Below are 16656 nucleotides of genomic sequence, written 5' to 3' on the forward strand. Positions count from 1 at the left end.
CCGCGACGGCTGCTGCGAAGGCAATGCCGGCACGCTGCAGGCTGATGGCGATGTCGCCGAGCAAGGCGCCGCCAGCGAGCCCTTTCCACAGAGCGGCAGCGATCATGTCGATGGGCGGCAGCACAGCGGCATTCACCCACCCGGCGCTGCTCGCCACCTGCCACAGCACCAGAAACCCCACGAGGACGCCGTAACGTGACAGGAAGCGGCCTGCGGTCAAATTGCCGAGGCGCAGCAAATCGATACCGATGTTGGTCCGGTGTCCGTGCGTGCCGATGACGGTCGGCTGTTCGACGTTCTGCAAAGTCATCGTCTTGCCCTTCGCTTCAGAGGGTTATTCGGCGGCCAGCACGGTCGAGCGAGCTGATGTCCACGGGTTTTCGGGACGTCGGAGGCCAAGGTTCTCGCGCAGCGTCCGCCCTTCATAGGCGGTGCGGAACAGGCCGCGGCGCTGCAGCTCCGGAATCACCAAATCGACAAAATCGTCGAGCGCACCCGGCAGCCACGGCGGCAGGATGTTGAAGCCGTCGGCCGCCTCATTGGTGAACCATTCTTCCAGTTGATCGGCCACCTGGGTGGCGCTGCCGATGACTGTGTAGTGGCCTCGCGCCGTCGCCACCCACTGGTAGAGCTGGCGGATCGTGAAGTTGTGCTCGTCGGCAATCTGGCGGATCAGCGCCTGACGGCTCTTCATGCCTTCAGTTTCCTTGGCTACCGGCAGCGGTCCGTCGAGCGGATAGCCGGTGATGTCGAGCGTCTGACCGGCCAGCGCGTTGAGCAGGGCGACGCCGTCCTCGGGCAGGATGAGACCATTCAACTGCTCATATTTGGCGCGGGCTTCTCCCTCGGTACGGCCGACGAAGGGTGCCACGCCAGGCATGATCAGCACCTGGTCGGGATCGCGGCCGACAGCCGCCACGCGCGCCTTGATGTCGCGGTAAAACTCTTGTGCCGTCTCGAGCTTTTGATGAGCGGTGAAGATCACCTCGGCCGAATGCGCGGCCAGCCCGCGCCCATCCTCGGACTGCCCGGCCTGCACCACCACCGGATGCCCCTGCACAGGGCGCGGCACGTTGAGCGGACCCTTGACGCTGAAATGCGCGCCCTTGTGATTGACGTCGTGCAGCTTGTCCTTGTCGTAGAAGCGGCCCGACTGCTTGTCGCGGATGAAGGCGTCGTCCTCCCAGCTGTCCCACAGCGCCTTGACGGTCTCGACATGTTCATGCGCCCGGGCATAGCGGTCGGCATGGTTGGGCTGGACATCGCGGTTGAAGTTCTGGGCGGTCTCGTCGCCGGCCGAGGTCACCACATTCCAGCCGGCACGGCCGTTGGACAACAGATCAAGCGACGCGAATTTGCGCGCCAGCGTATATGGCTCCTCATAGGTGGTGGACGCGGTGGCGATGAAGCCGAGATGCGTGGTGAGCGGCGCTAGGGCTGCAAACAGCGTCACTGGTTCGAAACCGGCGATCTTGGCATTGCCGCCCTCGCGGGCGCCGAGCCCAACCGTCAGATTGTCGGCGAGGAAATAAGCGTCGAACAGGCCGCGCTCGGCGGTCAAAGCAAGCTGCTTATGGAATTCGAAGCTCGTGGCGCCGTCGGCCGGCGCGTCGGGATGGCGCCAGGCGGCAATATGCTGTCCGCCACCAGGCAGGAAGGCGCCAAGCTTAATCTTTCTGCGCATCGTAAGTTCCTCTTGTCGCAGGGAGTTGAAGGAGGTTCGCTCTGCTCAGGCGGCCTTGATCCTCGCCGGCTTGGCTGATTTCGTACGGCTGACGCTGCGCCGTCCGTCGACTGCAACGGGCACGTCGCCGTCGACAGTGGCGCGGCGCACGACCCGGCGCTGATCGCCGTAGTCATTGACGGCGTAGTGCTGCGTCGCCCGGTTGTCCCAGATCGCCACGTCCCCCACTCGCCAACGCCAGCGGACAGTATTTTCAGGGGCGGTAACGTAGGATTGGAACAACTCGTAGACCCTGTGGAAGTCGCTTCTGGACAAGCCAACGAACCGCTGCACGAAATTGCCCAGAAGGAGAGTGCGCTCCCCGGTCTCCGGATGCACCCGGACAACGGGATGCTCGGTCTCGTAAATCGTGGAAGTAAACACCTCATCGAAGTGTTTTGTTTCGGCTTCGGTCGCCCGGGGTCTCACCGCGGCATAGTCATAGGCGTTGCTGTGAACGGCCCAAAGATCGTCCGCGAAACGCTTCAGCGTTGGCGGCAAACTCTCATAAGCTGTGGCCGTGTTTGACCAGATCGTGTCGCCACCAGCCGACGGAATAACCACGCCGCGCAAGACCGAGAACTTGGGATAGGCGTCAACGAAAGTGACGTCGGTATGCCACTGGTCGGCGCGCCCGCCACCGCGGCTGGAGTCAAGCTCTAGGATCGACGCTGTGCCGACCACAGGCCCTTGCGTCGGATGCGGAACGAGGTCGCCGAGCTGTCGGGCAAAGCGCTCCTGCTCGGCATCGTCAAGGTGCCCCTGGTCTCGGAAGAACACGACCTTATGGCGCAGAAGAAGCTGATTGATTGCCACTACGACAGCATGTGGCAGGTCACCGGATAGACGTACGTTGCGGATCTCTGCACCGACACGCGCTGTGAGTGGCGTGACGTCCACTTCCAGTGCGGCTGCATTGGTGAGATCGGGATTTGTCATGGTAATCTCCAGGCGAATTGAGCGTTGGTTGGGGGAGTACTCAAACTGGCCGATGGCCTGCCGGCGTAGGGAGGAACTGGCCGATATTCTTGGGCATAATGGTTCGGTCCTATCGGCTCTTGGAAAAGTCAGTCGCAGTCACGACAACGACGACAGAGTAGTCATTCTACAAATTCTATAGAGAAACCAGATTGCGTGTTTTACTCTGCTATTGAAAATTCTCAGTCGATAAAGCGCGAAGAGGATGGCTGAGATGCCAAGCCGACTGTCGCACGGGCTTAAGGTTGAACCGAGCAAGGCAATTGAAACCGGCTGACAACCTAATCTTCGTCTGAGGTGCGAAGCGAAGGCCGGAGAAGGCAAGGCAACCGCAGACGTTGCCGGCGGCAGCATTTGCCCTAAGCACAGTTCATCCGGCGCGACGTTCCGCGCCTTCTCGGGTGTGAACTGAAGCTTTTCGCCGCAGCTTCAGATGCCTTGGTTGAATCGATCGATCCTGAAATCGCCGAGCGGCGTTTCACAACGGTCGGTCGTGATGAGTTCGGCCATGGCGTCGCCCACGCCCGGGCCGAGCTGGAAGCCGTGTCCGCTGAAGCCGAAGGCGTGGAACAGGCCCGGCGTCGTTGCCGAGCGCCCCATGACCGGCAGCATGTCCCTGATATAGCCCTCGCAGCCGGACCATGTGCGGATGACTGCGACCCGGGCGATTGCCGGCAGCAGCCGCGCGACGGCGCGCAATTGCGACGGAAGGCGCATGGGATCGGCGACCGCATGGCCTGGATCGAGGCTTACCGACACTCTTTCGGCCGCGCCGCCGAAGACGATGTTGCCCCGCTCGACCTGGCGCAGATAGGCGCCATGCTCCTTGTTGCGCGTCCAGATGCCCACCACCGGCAGAATCCGATGGGGCAGCGGCTCGGTAACACCCATCTGCGGACCGCGGGCGTCGATCGGTACCTCTTCGCCGAACTGTGCGGCAATGCGCGCGCCCCAGGCTCCGGCGGTGTTGAGCAAGCAATCGGCGGCGAATGCACCTTTCGAACTGGCGACAAGGAAACTGGAGCCCGTGTGCGTGATGTTGTCGACCTCGGCTTCCTCGACGATTTCGGCGCCGAGCTTGCGTGCAGCTTCGGTGAAGGCCGGCGCGATCAGCCGCGGATTGCCGCTGCCATCTTGCGGCGAGAATGACGCCGCGATCGCCTCGGGACCGAGTCCGGGAAAGCGCGCGCTAATCTCGCGTGGGTGGAGTTCCTCCAACTCGAGCCCCCACGGTCGCGCGGCTTGCGCATAGGCCCGCATGTCGGCAAGGCTTCCTTCATCGAAGATCAGCCGGATGTGACCGGTGGCGCGAAATTCCACGTCACGGCCAAGCATTCTTTCGGCCTCGCCCCACAGCCTGAGCGAGCGGTGGGCGAGTGGAAGCTGGGACAGATGGCGCCCCGTGCGCCGGATGTTGCCGAAGGAGGCGACTGTCGCTCCGGTGCCGATCCGGTTGCGCTCGACCAGCGTTACGCGCGCGCCACGCCTAGCAAGGAAATAGGCCGAAGCCGTTCCCATAAGCCCGCCGCCCAGCACGATCACATCCATAGTCGGTCCCTAGCGCAGAGCGGCTGATCCTTGGATGTGCCCATCTTGTTCGCGCCGCGGCATTGCGTCAAAGATGCGTTTGGACAGAAGCCATAAGCTCTACCTATGGAGTGGCAATGCGGGCCCGGCAGCTTGAAGTCTTCATCACCGTCATGCGCGCGGGCACCGTGACTGCCGCGGCCCGGATGCTGAACATCTCCCAGCCCGCCTTGAGCCAGATCGTCATCCACACCGAGGATGAACTCGGCTTCACGTTGTTCGAGCGCGTCAAGGGCCGGCTGCGGCCGACGCCCGAGGCACTCGAGATATTCGCCGATGCCGAAAGGCTGTCGGCGGGGCTGGAGGGCTTGCGCCGCAAGACTACCGACCTGCGTCTTGGCCGGACCGGGCTGGTGCGGGTCGCGGCCTCGCCGCCGCCCGCCATGGCGATATTGCCGCGCGCCTTCACCGGATTCCGGGCGCAGCATCCAGAGATACTGCTGCGGTCTCATATGGCTCCGATCGCCGCGATCATCGACATGCTGCGTGCCGGCGACGTCAGCCTCGGCGTGGCCATGGACGACCGGCTGCCTCCGGACATCGAGGCGGAAGTGATCGGCAGCGTCGGCTTCGCCTGCCTGCTGCCGACCGGGCATGCGTTGGCCGGGAAGACCGAGTTGACGCTCGCCGATCTCGCCAGCGAGGACTTGATATCGTATCGCGGGAACACCCGTCCCGCCGACGAGTTGGCTCACGCTGGCCGCGCGCAGGGTGTGGCGCTTTTGCCGTCGCTCGAGATCGACGTGTCGATCTCCGCGGTCGGCTTCGTCCAGGCCGGCCTGGGTATCGCCCTGGTCGACGCGTTGCTGCCCTGGCATCAGTTTGCCGGGATTGCCGTCCGGCCGCTCGCGGCAGGCCCGGAGTTTCCGATCGCGCTGCTGACGTCGCGCGCGCGGGCTCTTTCGCGGGCCGATGAGATGATGCGCGACCAAATCCGTGCGGCCTGCTCTCTCGTGCTGGGCGGTGACAAGGCAAGGGCATAAGCAATACTTATATGGTTCGTCTTCATACGTCTTGGACCTCGCCATCCTGTCATGTCAGCTTTGGATGGCAGACAGGAAGGGACGCATCATGGATGGTGCCATCGCGGTGGATGAGGCGCAAAACGAAGCCGACTGGAAGGTCGGCGTCGACATCGGCGGGACATTCATCGATTTCTGCGCGCTGGAAGGCCGTTCCGGACGAGTCGCCTCGCTGAAAGTGCTGACGACGCCGGAAGATCCGGGTGCCGAACTGATCACGGGCCTCACGCTTCTTGGCGAACGTGAAGGCTTCGATCCTACCCGTATGACGCGCTTCGTGCACGGTACGACCGTCGGCATCAACACGATCATCCAGCGCAAGGGCGCACCGCTCGCGCTGTTCACCAATGCCGGCTTCGAGGACGTCATCGAACTGGCGCGGCTGCGAATGCCGGACATGTATTCGCTGTTCTGCTCGCGGCCGGAGCCGCTGATCTCGCGCGACATGGTTTTCGGCATTCCGGCCCGCATGCGTGCCGATGGGAGCGAATCCCAGGCGCCGGACATGGCGGCGGTAAAAACGGCGGTGGCAGTGGCGAAGGAAAACGGGGCGCAAGGTATCATCGTGTCCTTCCTCCATGCCTGGCGCAATGCCGCCCAGGAAGCCTCGGTGAAGGCGACGATCGCGCGTCTTGCGCCGGAGCTGTTCGTCTTCTCCTCGGCCGAGGTCTGGCCGGTCATCCGTGAATATGAGCGTAGCTCGACCGCCATCCTCAACGGCTATGTCCATCCGCGCGTCTCAGGCTATTTGACGGCGCTGGAAGAGCGGCTGAAGGACCACGGCGTGCCGGCCCGCCCCATGCTGACGAAGTCGAACGGTGGGCTGATGAACGCTGCCGAAGGCAAGCGCGCCTGCGTGAACATGCTGCTGTCGGGAACTGCCTCCGGCGTCATCGGCGCCTCGTGGCTGGCGCGTCAGGCCGGAGAGGACAAGATCCTTACCCTCGACATTGGCGGGACCTCGGCAGACTTCGCTCTCATCATCGACGGCGAGCCGCAATTCGGGACAGGCGAGCTGATCGGCGAATTTCCGCTCCATATCCCCTCCGTATCGGTGAGCTCGATCGGTATCGGCGGCGGCTCGATCGCCAGTGTCGATGCGCAGGGGGTGCTGCGGGTCGGACCGGAATCGGCCGGTTCGACGCCAGGACCCGCGTGCTACGGCCGTGGCGGCGAGCGGCCGACGGTGACTGACGCGATGGTGGTGTGCGGATGGCTCGGTCACAGCGAGATGGCCTATGGCCAGCTCAAAATCGATACCGGTCTGGCGCACCGCGCGGTCGGCGAGCTTGCCGCCCGGCTCGGCCGCCCCGTTGAGCAGACTGCGCGGGCAATCCTCGACATCGCGGTGTCGGAGATGTTCGTCGAGGTCGAGAAGCTTGCTTCGCGCGCCGGCGTCGATTTGCGCGATTTCACACTTATGCCTTTCGGCGGCGGCGGCCCGATGCTCGGCGCCTTTCTTGCCCGCGAGCTCGGCATGAGGCGCGTCATGGCGCCGCGCCGTCCTGGCGTGGTATCGGCTTTGGGCGGTCTGGTGGCGGATCTGCGCGGCGACTTCATCCGCACGGTCTTCACCCCATTGTCGGGCGCTACGCTCCCCGCAATTCGCGAGGCGTTCGAGGCGCTCGCGCATGAGGGGCGCGGCTGGCTTGCGGCGCAGGGGCACGACTCGGCAGCGGAACTCACTCTCTCCTGCGACATGCGTTACTTCGGCCAAAGCTATGAGATCGAAGTCGTCCTTTCGCCGCAATGGCTGGCAGACGGCGACGTAGCCGCTATCGAGCAGGCCTTCCATCTTACCCACCAGCGGCTTTACGATTTTCACGACCCGGACGGCGAGATCGAGCTTGTCGATATCAGGCTGTCTGCCATAGGCGCCGGGCCGAAACTCTCGCTTCCGGAGACCGAAGAGGTCGACGTTGCGGCCACCCCGGCGCGCCGTGTCCCGGTCTACACCGGTGCGAGCGTCGAAACCGTCGATCTCCACGACCGCCAAGCCCTCGTGTCGGGCAGCACATTCGCCGGACCTGCCGTGGTCGTTCAGGAAGACACCACTTTCGCCATTCCCGCAGGAGCGCATGCACGGGTCGACCGCTATCTCAACCTCCTGCTGACCTTCGCGGAGTGAGGCCATGTTTGATCGGACAAACCTTCAGGTTCTCGCGAACCATGCCCGGGCGGCGGCTGAAAACATGGCTCATACGCTGCACCGCACAGCGCACTCCGCCTTCGTCAAGGAGACGCAGGATTTTACGGTCATGCTGATGGATCGTTCGGGAGCGACCTTCGCCGTGCCGATGGAGCTTGGTGCTACCTGGTATCCGGGGCTTTCCTATCACCGCGCTATCGCGATGGTCGGCGACTACCGGCCGGGCGACGTTGCCTTCACCAACGATCCCTATTCAGGCCACGTCGCCACGCACGCGCCCGACACCCATTTGTGGAAGCCCGTCTTCGTCGATGGCGAGATCGTCGCCTGGACGGGAGGGCACATCCACAATACCGACATGGGCGGCGCGGTGCCGGCCTCGCTCAGCCGCGCGCTAACCGAAATTCATCAGGAGGGTATCCGCTTTCCGCCGATGAAGCTGGTGCGGGAAGGGGTCTTCGATGAGACGATCCTACGGATCATGAGCACCAATGTGCGCAAGCCAGATCTCAACATCGGCGACATCAAGGCGCTGGTCGGCGCGCTCAACACCGGCGAGCGCAAGGTCCAGGCAATGGTGAGGAAGTTCGGCAAGGCCGGCTTCGTTGAAGGCGTTGCGGCTCTTCTCGATCATGCGGAGGCGCAGGCGCGCGACGTGCTGCGCGCCATGCCCGACGGCACATGGGAATTCGCCGATTACGCCGATGAGGATTCCGTCGAGGCCAATCCGTGCCGGCTGAAGCTGACGCTGACGATCAAGGGCGATGAGGCGGTGCTCGACTTCACCGGCTCGGATCCGCAGCTCGGCTCCTCGCTCAACGTGCCTTCGGGCGGCGACCCGCGACACACCATGCTTTTGGTGGGTGTCTACTACATGCTCTACACGCTCAATCCGAAGATCCTGCTCAACACGGGTCTGACGCGGCCGTTCACCTGCATCGCACCCACGGGGTCGGTGCTGAATCCGATACACCCCGCGGCTGTCGGCATGCGCTCGCTCACCTGCGCCCGGCTGCGGTCGGTCATCTTCGGCGCCTTCTCGCAGGCAGTGCCGGAGCGCCTGCCCGCGGCGCCGGCCGGCAACAACTGCATCGTCAACGTCATGACCACGGACGAGCGCACCTACCGGACCATCATCACAGCGGTGAATCCGGTGGTGGGCGGTGGCGGGGCGATGCCGCATCGCGACGGGACCAACGGATCGGGCGCCGATGCCGCCTATCTCAAGAACACGCCGATCGAGATCACCGAGACCGAGACTCCGGTCGAATTCGTCAGATACGGGCTCGCCAAGAACAGTGGCGGCGCGGGCCGCTGGCGCGGCGGGCTGGCGACCGAGATGGCCTTCCGCGTCTTTGCTCCCGACTCCAGGATCACGGCGCGCAACCGCGACCGCAGCTTCTTCCGTCCCTGGGGTGTGCTGGGCGGCAAGGCCGCCGGCCTGTCGGACATGGTCGTCAATCCAGGGACCGAGCACGAGCGGCGGCTGGGCAACATCGACACCGCGGTTCTGCAGCCCGGCGACGTGCTCGAGATCCGCTCCGCCGGAGGCGGCGGGCGCGGCGATCCGTATGAACGCGAGGCCTGGCGGGTCGCGCAGGATGTGCGGCACGGCTATCTTTCGCCGGGCGCGGCCGAACGCGACTACGGCGTCGTCCTCCGGGGCGGGGGAGTTGACGAGCAGGCGACGAGGCAATTGCGTGCGCATCACGAGCCGGCCGCCGGACATTTCCATTTCGGTCCGGAGCGCGACGGCTACGAAGCGCAGTGGACGCCGGCGGCGTATGACCGCCTCACCGCGATATTAGGGGGCTTGCCGATCCACTGGCGGTTCTTTGCCAAGACGGAAATCTTCCGCCGTATGAAGGAGCGTTCCGGGCCGGAGGGTGTCCAGGCGGCTTTCGATGCCGTTTGCGAACGCTTTCCCGAACTGCCGCGTCCTCACCCTGTGCGAGAGGCCGCGGGATGATCACGGCCGGCCGTATCGTCCGGCTGGCCGAGCGCGACCGGGCGGCGGTGCATTTCTTTCTCGATGGGCAGATCGATAGTGCTCTCGTGGGAGATACTGTGTTGACCGCGATGCTGGCGTCAGGACACGCCTTGCGAATGTCCGAGTTCGGACCCGAGCCGCGCGCCGGCTTCTGCCTGATGGGAGCCTGCCAGGATTGCTGGATATGGCAGGAGGAGGGGCCTCGCCTGCGGGCGTGCACAACCCTGATCGCCGAAGGCATGCGGTTGCGCACCACGCCGCCGCAGAGTTGGCCGTGAGTGAGGCCCCGTCGCCGCGGATCGTGATCGTGGGCGCTGGCCCGGCCGGCATAAGGGCGGCGGCGGCGCTTGTCGATGCGGGCCTCCATCCGGTGGTGATCGATGAAGGGCAGCGCGCCGGCGGCCAGATCTATCGTCGCCCACCTGACGGGTTCGTCCGCACGCCGGAGCAGTTGTACGGGTCGGAGGCGGCGAAGGCGCGCGCGCTGCATGCGCTGTTCGATCGGTTGGCGGCGGACGGGCGGCTCACCCATTGCGCGGGACGCTCGGTCATCGCCGTGCAGCAAGATCGGCTGCACGTGCTGGGGGAGGGCGGCATGCAGCTAGTCAGCTGTGACCGCCTGATCCTTGCCACTGGCGCATCCGACCGTGTCGCTCCGGTCCCCGGCTGGCAGAGCGCCGGCGTCTACAGTCTTGGCGCGGCGCAGATCGCGCTCAAGGCGCAGGGTGTGGCGCTGGGACAGCGGATCGTCCTGATCGGATCGGGGCCTTTGCTAACGTTGGTCGGCGCCCAGCTTGTCAAGGCTGGAGCGGATGTGGTTGCGGTACTGGATACCTCCTCCTGGCGCCATCAGGTGCGGGGGTTCTGGGACCTTGCCGTCCGGCCGTTGGTCGCGCTGCGCGGCGTGGCCCTGCGGGCGAGGCTCGGCGGCCGCTACCATGCGGGCGTCAGCCTCGAAAGTATCGAGGCCGACGGGCAAGGTGTCACGGCGATGCGTTGGCGTGATGCCCGCGGAAGGCAGCACCTCACCCCATGCGACACGATAGGCATGGGCTGGCACTTGAGGGCGGAGACGCATCTGGCCGACCTGGCGGGATGCGCCTTCACCTATGATGAGCGGTGGCGGCAATGGCTGCCAAAGACCGACCGGATGGGGCGTGCCGGCAGTGGCGTCTATCTTGCGGGTGACGGCGTTCGTCTCCTCGGGGCGGATGGCGCGGAGGTCGCGGGGCGTCTGGCTGCGGCGGCATGCCTTGCTGATCTTGGATTTCCAGCGCCCTCCACGGCGGGCGATCTGCGCAAGCTCTCGCGGCTCGAGCGCTTCGCCCGCGGCCTGGCTTGCGCCTTTCCCTGGCCCGCGGCGATGGTGCGGGCACTCCCCGACGACGCGGTCGTCTGCCGCTGCGAGAATGTGACCGCCGCGGCCCTGCGCGAAAGCACTGATTTCGGCGGCGGCGAAGCGAACAGGGTGAAATCGCTGTCGCGCGTCGGCATGGGGCGATGCCAGGGGCGCTATTGTCAGTTGGCTGCCGTCGAACTCATCGCGGCACAGACCGGCTGCACGCCTGGCGCTGTCGGCCGGTTCCGCGGGCAAGCGCCTGTCCGCCCGGCGCCTATCGGCGCCTTTCTGCGGGACGGCTGATGCGATTCCGTGCCGTCCTGGAATGTCGGCCTGTATCAAGTCTAGAAATCGGCAACCTTCCCCCAGGCCGAAATGTCGAAGCGCCTGGGATCATAGGATTGCGGATCGACGATCGGTTTGGAGCCGGTCATCAGATCGGCGACGAGATGCCCGGCGCCGGGACCGATGCCGAAGCCATGCCCAGAGAACCCGGCAGCCAGGAAGAAACCCGGAACCGTATCGATCTCGCCGATGGCAGGCACGCCGTCCGGCGTGCTGTCGATGTAGCCGGCCCAGGCCGCGCTGATCCTGGTCTGGCGCAGCGCCGGCAGCAGCTCGAGCGCTCGCACGTGGGTCAGGCGGATTGTTGCCTGGTCCGGGACCGGATCGAGGATGCGCATCCGCTCCATCGGCGTCGGCTGATCGAGCCGCCAGTGCCGGAGTGTTTCGTGGCCGCAGCGCATGCCCTGCAGGCCGCCAGGTGCCAGGCTTCGCCACCGCTTCAGGAACATGGGCAGGAACTGCGACGAGAAGCGCAACTGCTGCGGCGTCACGTCCACGCGGCCGCGTCCGCTTATGGCGAGCGTATAGCCGCCGTCGCCCCGGCGCGTGGCCGAGATCCTCGCTGTGTGCAACGCACCCGGCAGACCCTCCGCGCCGGGCGATACGGACAGGATGGAGGAACGGATCGACGCCTGCGGAAAACGGAAACCGAATTGGTGGCAGAAGGAGGAGGCCCAGGCGCCGCCGGCCAGCACCGCCACCTTGGTCCGGATCGTTCCACTTTCGGTGACCACGCCGCTCAGGCGTCCGCCCTCGGTCTCGACACCGCGCGCGGCGCAATTCTGGTGCACGGAGCTCCCAAGCTCGAGGATGGCCCGGGCGACCGCGGGCGTGGCCCGCGATGGATCGGCGGTGCCGTCGGTCGGCGAGAAGACGCCGCCCTTCCAGGTCCGACCCGTGGCGCGGCCTCGCTCGCTGGCTCCGGCGCCGTCGAGCATGTGCGTGGTGACGCCGGCCGTCCTGGCGAAGTCACGCCAGCGCGCCCAGCCGGCCAGTTCCGCCTCGTCATTGCTGAGATAGAGCAGACCGCAGCGGCGAAAGCCGGTTTCCGCTGCAAAACTGGCCCACAGATCGAGGCTGCGGGTCGCCATAGGCAACTCGCGGGCGTCGCGGTTCTGCTGCCGGCACCATCCCCAATTCCTGGAGGACTGCTCGGCGCCGATGCGTCCCTTTTCGACAAGCGCGACCTTCATGCCGCGCCGTGCCAGGTAATAGGCCGCGAAGACACCGACGATGCCGCCGCCGATCACCACCGCGTCCGCGGTCTGTGGCAGGTCGCCAGATGTCTCGATTTGCTGCAATGGTGCGCGCATGGTCTCTCTGCCTTGAAGTGCCAATCTACCGTGTTGCGCAGGCAGCCGCTGCCGCAGTTGAAGCCGAAGCAGAGTTTTATTCCGGCAGCTCGGTCGAAATCGGGAGCCGATGCGTTCAAAGCGCTGTCCGCTTGGATGGACAGGCCAGCGGGCTGTGGTAGTGTCAATGCCTATGAGCAAGGCAGCATTTTGTGCTGTGGCGTGCGTTCTGCGGAGACGAGCGTGAAACTGGATCGGATCGATATCAAGATTCTTCACGAATTGCAGAAGAACGGCCGCATCACAAATGTGGAACTGGCTGATCTGGTGCATCTGTCGCCGAGCCCGTGCCTGATGCGGGTGAAGAAACTGCAGTCGGAAGGCTACATCGAAGGCTATTCCGCGCAGATCAATATCGGCAAGCTCGGCCAGACGCTGACCGTGTTCACCGAAATCACCTTGAAGAACCATCGCCAGGTGGACTTTGCCCGCTTTCTCGCTGTCGTGGAGAAGATCGACCAGGTCATCGAATGCCACCTCGTGTCGGGCGGCTACGACTATCTGATGAAGTTCGTCGCCGCCGGCATCGGTGAGTATCAGACGATCATGGAGCGGCTGACCGACATGGATATCGGCATCGACAAGTATTTCAGCTTCGTGGTGCTGAAGTCTCCCATCGTCAAGGCGCATATACCGTTGCCCAGCCTGTTTCCTAGGTGAGCTGCCGTTTCGTCAGCGGTGGCCGTACTGGCTGACCAGTTCGGGGTCTCGGACCAAGCCATCGAGCCACATCGGATCGAGCTTCGGCACGGAGGAGAACAGAAGCTTGGAATAGGGGTGGGTGGGCGCCTTCAGTCTGTCGGGCGTGATCTGCTCCACCCGTTCGCCATTGTACATAACCATGATTTCGTCGCAGATCGCTTCGACGACCGAGAGGTCGTGGCTGATGAAAATGTAGGAAAGGCCCAACTCGCGCTGCAACTCCTTGAGCAGTTCGATTACGGCGGCCGCCACCACGGTGTCGAGCGCCGAGGTGATCTCGTCGCAGATGATGAGCTTGGGCCCGGCCGCCAGGGCGCGCGCGAAGTTCACGCGCTGCTTCTGGCCGCCCGAGAGCTCCGACGGGCGACGGTAGCGTAGCGTCCTGGGCAGGCGGACCATGTCGAGCAGTTCATCGACGCGCTTCGAGCGCGCCTGCCTGTCCAGCCGGTGATAGAAAGCCAGCGGCCGGGAAATGATGTCCTCCACAGCCTTGGCCGGATTAAGCGCGGTATCGGCATACTGGAACACGATCTGCATCTCGCGCAGCTGGTCCTGGCTGCGTTTCCCCGAGGCGCGCTCCAGTTGCTTGCCGTCGAAAACGATGTCGCCGGCCGCCGCCGGATGGATGCCGGCGATGACGCGCGCGAGCGTCGATTTTCCGCAGCCGGATTCGCCGATGATGCCAAGGTTGCGTCCCTTCTCGACGACCAGGCTGACGGAATCGACAGCGCGGATGAGCGGCAGTCCGTCATCGCGCACCGCGCCATAACCTGCCGTCACATTGTCGATGCGTAGCAACGGCTTCACGGCGGCTTCCGCGTCCGCATGCGCTTGCCGCGGCTTCGGTTCGAAGGCAGCCAACAGTTCGCGCGTATAGGGATGCTGGGCAGCCGTAAGAATCTGAGCCGTGGTGCCGGTCTCCTGCACCTCGCCACCCTTGAGCACAACAATGCGGTCGGCGATCTGGGCGACGACAGCGAGGTCGTGCGAAACGTAGACACCCGCTATCCCGCCCGCCCGCATGACCGACTTGAAGGCCTTTAGCACGTCGATCTGTGTCGTCACATCGAGAGCCGTCGTCGGCTCGTCGAAGATCATCAGCTTGGGCTCGCCGATGAGCGCCATGGCCGCCGACAGCCGCTGCAATTGCCCGCCCGAAACCTGGTGCGGATAACGCGCGCCGATTCCTTCCGGATCCGGCAGCGACAAGGCCCTGAACAGTTTGACCGCGCGCTTTCGCGCCTGCTCGGGAGGCATCAGTCCGTGGATGCGCGTAACCTCGATCACCTGCTCCATAATGGTGGACGAGGGGTTGAAGGAGGCGGCGGCACTTTGCGGAACATAGGCAATGACGGTGCCTCGCAACCTGGCGCGTTCCTTTTCGGAAAGTGCCGCCAAGTTCTTGCCGTTGACATTGATGTCGCCGCCAGTGATCCGGCAGCCAGGTCGCGCATAGCCCATCAGCGAAAGCGCCACCGTCGTCTTGCCGGAGCCGCTCTCGCCGATCAGGGCGACGATTTCGCCATCGGCGATGTCGAGGCTGACGCCCTTGATGATTTCGACGACGCGTCCGGCGTCGGTCGTCGCCTCGATCTGCAAGTTCCTGACCTCGACGAGATTGGTCATGCGTCCCTGTCCCTGATCTTTTGCGGCAGGTTATCGATCAGCAGGTTGACGCTGATGGTGAGGCTGGCGATCGCCAGCGACGGAATGATGACGGCGGGGGCCGCGAACGGCAGGCCGCCGATGTTCTCGCGCACCAGCGCGCCCCAGTCGGCGAGCGGCGGCTGCAGGCCGAGGCCGAGGAACGACAGGCCGGAGAGCAAGAGCACGATGAAGACGAAACGCAGGCCGAAGTCGGCCAGCACCGGGCGGATGATGTTGGGCAGGATTTCGGATCCGATGAGATAGAAGGTGCTTTCGCCACGGACGCGAGCGACAGTCATGAAGTCCATGGTGTTGATGTTGACGGCGAGCGCCCGCGCGAAACGGTAGGCGCCGGGGATATAGATGACGGCGAGCGTCATGATCAGCGCCGGGATCGACGAGCCGACCGCGGCGACGACCACAAGGCCAAACAGCTTGCTGGGGATGGAGTTCATCGCGTCGAGGAAGCGGCTGAGACAGCTGTCGAACCATCCGCCGGTGACGGCCGCGATCATCCCCAGTACCACGCCCGAGAAGCAGGCGATGACGACGGCGGCGAGCGATATGCCGACCGTGTAGCGCGCGCCCATCAGCACCCGCGAGAGCATGTCGCGTCCCAGATAGTCTGAGCCGAGCCACAGGCCCTGACGCATCGGGCCGAAATAGTCGTCGTCGACGATGTCGCCGATTGAATGGGGAGTGATGGAAGGCGCGAAGATGGCGATCAGTGTCCACGCCACGATGACCAGCGAGGCCACGACGCCCACGAGATTGTAGCTATGGCCTAGGAAGGACCGTCGGGAAGCTGCCGCGCGCGCCATCGTCACCTCAGCCTCGGGTTGGACATGATGGCGATGATGTCGGCAACCGTGATGAGCAAGAGGTAGCCGAGGCAGAAGATCGTCGCGCAGCTCTGGATCAGCGGCAGGTCGCGGGTCGCGACCGCATCGACCATAAGCTTGGCGATGCCGGGATAGTTGAAGATCGTCTCCACGATGATGACGCCGCCGACCAGATAAGACAGTGATAGCGCAACCGCGTTGACGATCGGCCCGAGTGCATTGGGAAGCGCGTGCTTGAGCACCATGCGGCTGCGCGAGGCGCCTTTGAGAAGCGCCATCTCGACATAGGGCGTGGAGAGCGTTTCGAGCACGGCGGCGCGGGTCATGCGGATCATCTGAGCGGAGATGACGAAGGTCAGCGTGATCACCGGCATCGCATAGATGCGTGCGAGGTCGGTCAGCGAATGCGCCTCGTTGACCGAGGACAGCGCCGGCAGCCATTTGAGATAAACGGCGAAAAGCAGGACCGCGAGGGTCGCGACCATGAATTCCGGCACGGAGATGACGCCGATCGAAAGGACAGTGACGGTGCGGTCGTAGAGGGAACCGCGCAACATGGCAGAGGTGATGCCCAGCGTCAGCGCCAGCGGTACCGAGAGCAGCGTGGTGATGCCGGCAAGCTCCATGGTGTTGACGAAGCGCCCGCCGATCAGCGCCGCGACAGGCATTTCATTGGCGTAGGAGGTGCCGAGATCGCCGTGCAACAGGCCGAGAAGCCAGCGCAGGAAGCGCAGGATTGCCGGATCGTTTAGATGCATGGCCTCGCGCAAGCCGGCAACCGCCTCGGGGGTAGCCGCCTGGCCAAGCAGGATCGACGCGGTGTCACCGGGCAGCATGCTGGTGGCGAAAAAAACGGCGAACAGAACGATCAGAAGTGTAACGACCGCGATTGCCAGCCGCTTCAGCACGAGGTTGAAAACCCCAGATGTCATGGAAGCGCTCCTGCGGTTGCGTTCGGCCAAGCCATGTTGCGCAAGTGG

13 protein-coding genes and 1 pseudogene are annotated in these 16656 nt (G+C 64.5%); 6 read left to right on the plus strand and 8 right to left on the minus strand.

Annotated elements, in window-relative coordinates; genetic code table 11:
* From NKH57_RS07750 to NKH57_RS07765, 4 genes and pseudogenes are all read right to left on the minus strand, one after another.
* Positions 1-310: pseudogene (locus NKH57_RS07750) on the minus strand (ABC transporter permease); the annotation flags it as partial.
* A 24-nt stretch (positions 311-334) separates the two neighbouring features.
* Positions 335-1684 (minus strand): LLM class flavin-dependent oxidoreductase, encoded by a 1350-nt coding sequence (locus NKH57_RS07755; RefSeq protein WP_352943200.1) that lies wholly within the window; start codon positions 1682-1684, stop codon positions 335-337.
* A 45-nt stretch (positions 1685-1729) separates the two neighbouring features.
* Entirely contained in the window at positions 1730-2662 is a 933-nt protein-coding gene (locus tag NKH57_RS07760) for a TauD/TfdA dioxygenase family protein (RefSeq protein WP_352943203.1), read from the minus strand.
* A gap of 468 nt (positions 2663-3130) precedes the next feature.
* Positions 3131-4249 carry an NAD(P)/FAD-dependent oxidoreductase gene (locus tag NKH57_RS07765; protein ID WP_352943205.1) on the minus strand — a complete coding sequence of 373 codons (1119 nt, stop codon included), beginning with the start codon at positions 4247-4249 and terminating at the stop codon, positions 3131-3133.
* 116 nt (positions 4250-4365) lie between these two features.
* On the opposite strand from NKH57_RS07765, the gene NKH57_RS07770 reads away from it, so the two are divergent.
* The 5 genes from NKH57_RS07770 (at position 4366) to NKH57_RS07790 (ending at position 11091) form a co-directional block, all read left to right on the plus strand.
* Positions 4366-5271: a LysR family transcriptional regulator gene (locus NKH57_RS07770; RefSeq protein ID WP_352943208.1), complete on the plus strand. Its 906-nt coding sequence runs from the start codon at positions 4366-4368 to the stop codon at positions 5269-5271.
* 88 nt (positions 5272-5359) lie between these two features.
* Positions 5360-7438, plus strand: coding sequence for a hydantoinase/oxoprolinase family protein (locus NKH57_RS07775; protein ID WP_352943211.1), 2079 nt, complete (start codon positions 5360-5362; stop codon positions 7436-7438).
* A 4-nt stretch (positions 7439-7442) separates the two neighbouring features.
* The gene (locus tag NKH57_RS07780) at positions 7443-9428 is read left to right on the plus strand and encodes a hydantoinase B/oxoprolinase family protein (protein WP_352943214.1); all 1986 of its coding nucleotides are present in this window, start codon (positions 7443-7445) and stop codon (positions 9426-9428) included.
* Complete coding sequence (locus NKH57_RS07785) at positions 9425-9727, plus strand: (2Fe-2S)-binding protein (RefSeq protein ID WP_352832672.1); 303 nt, start codon at positions 9425-9427, stop codon at positions 9725-9727. Before NKH57_RS07780 ends, NKH57_RS07785 begins: the two co-directional genes overlap by 4 nt.
* A complete protein-coding gene (locus tag NKH57_RS07790; protein ID WP_352943218.1) occupies positions 9724-11091 on the plus strand; it encodes an FAD/NAD(P)-dependent oxidoreductase in 1368 nt (455 codons plus the stop codon). Before NKH57_RS07785 ends, NKH57_RS07790 begins: the two co-directional genes overlap by 4 nt.
* Before the next feature lie 41 nt (positions 11092-11132).
* Here NKH57_RS07790 and NKH57_RS07795 read toward each other — a convergent pair whose 3' ends face one another.
* Positions 11133-12446 (minus strand): NAD(P)/FAD-dependent oxidoreductase, encoded by a 1314-nt coding sequence (locus NKH57_RS07795; protein WP_352943221.1) that lies wholly within the window; start codon positions 12444-12446, stop codon positions 11133-11135.
* Between the two features lie 222 nt (positions 12447-12668).
* Here NKH57_RS07795 and NKH57_RS07800 point away from each other — a divergent pair, with 222 nt between their 5' ends.
* Positions 12669-13145: an Lrp/AsnC family transcriptional regulator gene (locus NKH57_RS07800; RefSeq protein WP_023757297.1), complete on the plus strand. Its 477-nt coding sequence runs from the start codon at positions 12669-12671 to the stop codon at positions 13143-13145.
* 12 nt (positions 13146-13157) lie between these two features.
* Here the strand turns inward: NKH57_RS07800 and NKH57_RS07805 are convergent, their stop codons facing one another.
* Genes NKH57_RS07805 through NKH57_RS07815 form a run of 3 tightly spaced genes read right to left on the minus strand, consistent with a single transcriptional unit; the run spans position 13158 to position 16608 of the window.
* On the minus strand, positions 13158-14813 hold the full coding sequence (locus NKH57_RS07805) for an ABC transporter ATP-binding protein (RefSeq protein ID WP_352943224.1): 1656 nt from the start codon (positions 14811-14813) through the stop codon (positions 13158-13160).
* A complete protein-coding gene (locus NKH57_RS07810; RefSeq protein ID WP_352943227.1) occupies positions 14810-15655 on the minus strand; it encodes an ABC transporter permease in 846 nt (281 codons plus the stop codon). The genes NKH57_RS07805 and NKH57_RS07810 overlap by 4 nt, the downstream gene beginning before the upstream one ends.
* Before the next feature lie 2 nt (positions 15656-15657).
* On the minus strand, positions 15658-16608 hold the full coding sequence (locus tag NKH57_RS07815) for an ABC transporter permease (RefSeq protein ID WP_352607096.1): 951 nt from the start codon (positions 16606-16608) through the stop codon (positions 15658-15660).
* Positions 16609-16656 lie beyond the last annotated feature (48 nt).

The organism is Mesorhizobium sp. M1050 (assembly GCF_040318715.1).
Classification (GTDB): Bacteria; Pseudomonadota; Alphaproteobacteria; order Rhizobiales; family Rhizobiaceae; genus Mesorhizobium.